General features: G+C 72.5%; 5 protein-coding genes. 4 read left to right on the plus strand and 1 reads right to left on the minus strand.

Going from position 1 to position 4,329, the window contains the following annotated elements:
• Positions 1 to 76: 76 nt before the first annotated feature.
• Positions 77 to 1,072, plus strand: coding sequence for a TauD/TfdA dioxygenase family protein (locus tag ACFU99_RS34905; protein ID WP_384399983.1), 996 nt, complete (start codon positions 77 to 79; stop codon positions 1,070 to 1,072).
• A gap of 51 nt (positions 1,073 to 1,123) precedes the next feature.
• Here ACFU99_RS34905 and ACFU99_RS34910 read toward each other — a convergent pair whose 3' ends face one another.
• A complete protein-coding gene (locus ACFU99_RS34910; RefSeq protein WP_384399986.1) occupies positions 1,124 to 1,999 on the minus strand; it encodes a universal stress protein in 876 nt (291 codons plus the stop codon).
• 377 nt (positions 2,000 to 2,376) lie between these two features.
• On the opposite strand from ACFU99_RS34910, the gene ACFU99_RS34915 reads away from it, so the two are divergent.
• From ACFU99_RS34915 to ACFU99_RS34925, 3 genes are all read left to right on the plus strand, one after another.
• Positions 2,377 to 2,889, plus strand: coding sequence for a flavodoxin domain-containing protein (locus tag ACFU99_RS34915; protein WP_384399989.1), 513 nt, complete (start codon positions 2,377 to 2,379; stop codon positions 2,887 to 2,889).
• A 78-nt stretch (positions 2,890 to 2,967) separates the two neighbouring features.
• The gene (locus tag ACFU99_RS34920) at positions 2,968 to 3,426 is read left to right on the plus strand and encodes a Crp/Fnr family transcriptional regulator (protein ID WP_384399992.1); all 459 of its coding nucleotides are present in this window, start codon (positions 2,968 to 2,970) and stop codon (positions 3,424 to 3,426) included.
• A 95-nt stretch (positions 3,427 to 3,521) separates the two neighbouring features.
• Positions 3,522 to 4,226, plus strand: coding sequence for a CBS domain-containing protein (locus tag ACFU99_RS34925; RefSeq protein WP_384399995.1), 705 nt, complete (start codon positions 3,522 to 3,524; stop codon positions 4,224 to 4,226).
• The last annotated feature ends 103 nt before the right edge of the window (positions 4,227 to 4,329 follow it).

The raw sequence follows: 4,329 nt of genomic DNA on the forward strand, positions 1-4,329 counted from the left end.
CCCTCCGGTGTGCGCGGCGCGACGCCGCGTTCACCGCACGGCGATTCCATAGGTGGCATGTCAGAGGAGACGCGTCGTGATCGAGAGAGATTCCGGGATTGACGTCCGCCGCGTCGCGGGAAAGATCGGGGCGAACGTACGCGGGGTGGATCTGAGGGAATTGGCGAAGCTGGGCGAGTCCTCCGGGACGGTGGGCGAGATACGCGCCGCTCTGCTCCGCCATAAAGTGCTCTTCTTCCGCGAACAGCAGCTGGATCACGTCGGTCATGTGGCGTTCGCGCGGCTCTTCGGAGAGGTGACCCGGCTGCCGGGGGCCAAGCACGGCACCCACCCGGAAGGGTTTCCGGAGATCCTCGTCGTCGAGCGGCGAGCGGCCGGTGGCGGACGCGGCCCGGGGTTCGAGGAGCGGCTGTACCGGAAATCGGACCGGCATGACTCGGGCTGGCATGTGGACATCGCCTCGTCGGTGAATCCACCGGCCCTTTCGATCCTCCGGTGCGAGGTGGCCCCGGAGCACGGGGGCGATACCCAGTGGACGAATCTCGTCGCCGCCTATGAGGGTCTCTCCCGGCCCTTGCGGCAGTTGGCCGACGGCCTGCGGGCCGAGCACGCGCTGCACGCGGGAGTGCGGTTGCTGTTCTCCGACGACGAAGACCTGGCGGTGATCCGCAAACGGGCCGAGGACACCCTGATGTCCCTCCACCCCGTGGTACGCGTTCACCCGGAGACCGGCCAGAAGGCGCTTTTCCTTCCCCCCGCGTCCGTATCCCACATCGCCGAACTGCTTCCGTGGGAGAGCCGCGGAATTCTCGAAATCCTCTTCTCGCACCTTTGCCGCCCCGAATACACCGTGCGGCACCACTGGGAACCCGGCGACGTCGCCCTCTGGGACAACCGCGCGGTGGCCCACCTCCAGCCCACCGACCTCCACGACACCGACTACGAGCGCAGGATGTTCCGGGTGCTGATCCATGGCGACCGTCCGGTCGGCCCGGACGGCTTCCGCTCCGAGCCCGTACGAGGAGCGCCGCTCCGTCCTTTCACCGGCCGGGGAGACGGCGGTACCGGTTGACGGCGCGTCGACGGAATCCTCCGCACCGTCGACGCGTGGCCCGGCGCCGCGTCAGGCCCGGCCGGGCACGATGGCGACCGGGCAGGCGGCGTGGTGGAGCAGCGTGTGGCTCGCGCGGCCGAGTTGGAGGCCGAAGTGGGTGGTGCGTCGGCGGGCGCCGATGACGAGGAGGTCCGCTGCGGCGGAGCGTTCCAGGAGCGCCTGGCGGGCCGGGCCCTCGACCGTGCGGCGGCGCACCCGGACTCCGGGGTGGGCCCGTTCGGCCTGGTGGAGCGCCTCGTCGAGGCGGCCGGAAGCCTGCTCCTCGTGGTAGCGGTCGGGTTCCCCGGTGAGCAGCGGGTGGTCGGCGGTCTCGTGGGCCGGGCAGCGCCAGGCGCGTACGGCGTCGAGGGCGCAGTGCCGGAGCTCCGCCTCGCGGAAGGCGAACTCGACCGCGGCCGATCCCGTGCCGGCCGCGCCGACGCCGAGGACGATCCGTCGGCGCGTACCCGCGATGGCGGCCTGGTCGCCGCGGACCACGATCACCGGGCAGTGGGCCCGTGCCGCGACGGCCAAGCTGACCGAGCCGAGGAGGAGGCTCTTCAGCTCGCCGCGGCCGCGCGCCCCGGTGACCAGGGCCGAGGCGTTGCGGGCCGCGTCCAGCAGGGCGGTGACCGCCTCTTCCGGCACCGCCTCGGCGGCGACCTTCACGTCCGGGTCGCGCAGCCGGGCGCGGCTCGCGGCGGTGGCCACGATGTTCTCGGCGAGTAGTCGTTCGGCGGGAGAGTCGAGGCTGTCCGGGGGCACGGCGCCCTCGTAGCGCTCCCACAGAGACGCGTACACCAGCCGCAGCGGCACGCCGTGCCGCGCCGCCTCGTCCACGGCCCAGTCCGTCGCCCGCAGGCTGGAATCCGATCCGTCCACGCCCACGACCAGGGGGAGTTCCACCGTCCCCGCCTCCTTCCGTACGGCCGTCGAGGTGTCCCTCGGCGGCACTGTCGCACCGGGAACCGGCGTACGGGCAGGGGCGGTTCGGCCCTCATCGGGGCCATTCGGCCCCGGCCCCGGTCCTTCGCCCCGCGCCCCACGCCCCGCCAGGGCCGGTCGGCCCCCGTTCCTGCCCGGTCAGCCCCTGGGGCGGACCGGCCCGCCCGCAGGATGCTGGCGTCGAACCTCCGGATCGACCGGATCTCCGGATCTACCGGATAGCGCGCATCGCGGCTGCGCGGGCTCTGAGCCGCGCGGACGCCGACGACGCTTTGGAGGCCCAAAGCACCCAGGGTGCCCACGAAAGAGGCAAGAGGCATGAACGGGAGGTATCCCCCATGACCGCCGCGAAGGTACTCGTCGCGTACGGCACGAAGAACGGTTCGACCGCCGGGATCGCCCGGACCATCGCCGACGCCCTGGGCGAACAGGGCCTGCGGGCGGAGGCCCGGCCCGCCGCGGAGGTCCTCGACCCGAGCCCGTACGACGCCGTCGTCCTCGGCGGCGCGCTCTACGCGGGCCGCTGGCACCGGGACGCCGTCCGCTTCTCCCGCCGCCACCGCCGGGCGTTGTCCGGACGGCCCGTATGGCTCTTCAGCAGCGGCCCGCTGGACGCCTCCGCGAACAAGCGCGACATCCGGCCCGTACCGGGCGCCACCCGTGCCTCGATGCGGCTGAACGCCCGCGAACACATCACCTTCGGCGGCTGCCTCCAGGAAGGAGCCAAAGGCGCTGTCGCCCGGATGATCGTCAAACGGGGCGGCGGAGGCGACTACCGCGATGCCGGGCAGATCCGCGCCTGGGCGCTGGGAATCGCCAGGGAGCTGACGGATGTGACGGGCGGCCCTTAGGAAGGAGCACCGCCGCTGCCGTACCGACGTCGCCGAGGAAATGGAAGCAACACCCGTACTCCAGGAGGGGACACAGCGATGACCATCACCACGTGCATGACCGGCGGTCTGCCCGCCGAGCACCGCGATCAGCTCATGCGGGTCGCTCGGGAGGCCGCCTTCCCGCAGGGCGCACGGCTCTTCGAGGAGGGCGGGCACGCCGACCGGTTCTGGATCGTACGGACCGGGTCCGTCACCCTGGACATGCATGTGCCGGGCCGCCGCTCGCCCGTCATCGAGACGCTGGGCCCCGGCGAACTCGTCGGCTGGTCCTGGATGTTCAGCCCGTACGTCTGGCAGCTCGGGGCCGCGTCGCTGAGCCCGGTACGCGCGTACGAGTTCGACGCGGGCGAGGTCCAGCGCATGTGCGCCGAGGACCCGCGACTGGGCGCGGCCGTCGCCCAGTGGGTCGCCCGCGTCCTCGCCCACCGGCTGCACGCCGCCCGCACCAGGCTGCTGGACCTGTACGCGCCGTACGGCAGCGGGCTCCCGAGGTGACGAGCGCTCCCGCCGCGCGGACGGGCCGTTCGCCGTCGCGGCCGTGAACCGCACCTGACCATCGACCGCACCCGACCGACTCGGAGGAGGACCCCGTGTCCGACAGCCCGCACACCGTCAGCGACGTGATGACGCATACCGTCGTCGCCATGGGCCGCGAGGCCACGTTCAAGGAGATCGTGCGGACACTTGAGCAGTGGAAGGTCAGCGCGGTCCCGATTCTGGAGGGCGAGGGCCGCGTGATCGGCGTCGTCTCCGAGGCCGATCTGCTGCCGAAGGAGGAGTTTCGCGAGAGCCGCCTGGATCTGTCGCTGTCCATGTCCCGGCTCGGCGCTGCCGGGGACCGCCTCAGCCGGCTGCGCCTGGCGGGCATGGCCAAGGCCGGCGCGATGACCGCCGTGGAGCTGATGAGCACGCCGGCCGTCACCATCCACGCCGACGCCACCCTCGCCCAGGCCGCGCGGACGATGGCGCAGCAGGGCCTCAAACGGCTTCCCGTCATCGACTCGCAGGGGTTTCTGGCGGGCATCGTCAGCCGCGGCGACCTGCTGAAGGTGTTCCTCCGGCCGGACGAGGAGATCGCCCACGAGGTGCGGGAGACGGTGGTGGAGGCCCTGTTCCCCGCGGCGGTCGAGCCTGTCGTCGTGAGCGTCGACGAGGGCGTCGTCTCGCTCGCCGGGCGGATCGCGGACACCTCGCTGGTCCCGGTCGCGGCCCGGCTGGCCCGCGCCGTCGAAGGGGTGGTGGGCGTGGAGATCGGCCTGACCGGCGCCGGTGCCGCCGCGAGCCCCGCGCGGTGACGTATCGCGATCTCGACGAGTAGCACGGTCCGGCCCGCGCCCTGCGGTCGCCGACCGGACCGACTCGCGGCCCGTACGACCCAAGTCCCGTACAGCTACGACC

It is taken from the genome of Streptomyces sp. NPDC057654, from assembly GCF_042800135.1.
Classification (GTDB): Bacteria; Actinomycetota; Actinomycetes; order Streptomycetales; family Streptomycetaceae; genus Streptomyces.

Coding starts and splice junctions, on each gene's coding strand:
- ACFU99_RS34915 (WP_384399989.1), top strand. CDS start 2,377: ATGACCGCCGCGAAGGTACTCGTCGCGTACGGCACGAAGAACGGTTCG.
- ACFU99_RS34920 (WP_384399992.1), top strand. CDS start 2,968: ATGACCATCACCACGTGCATGACCGGCGGTCTGCCCGCCGAGCACCGC.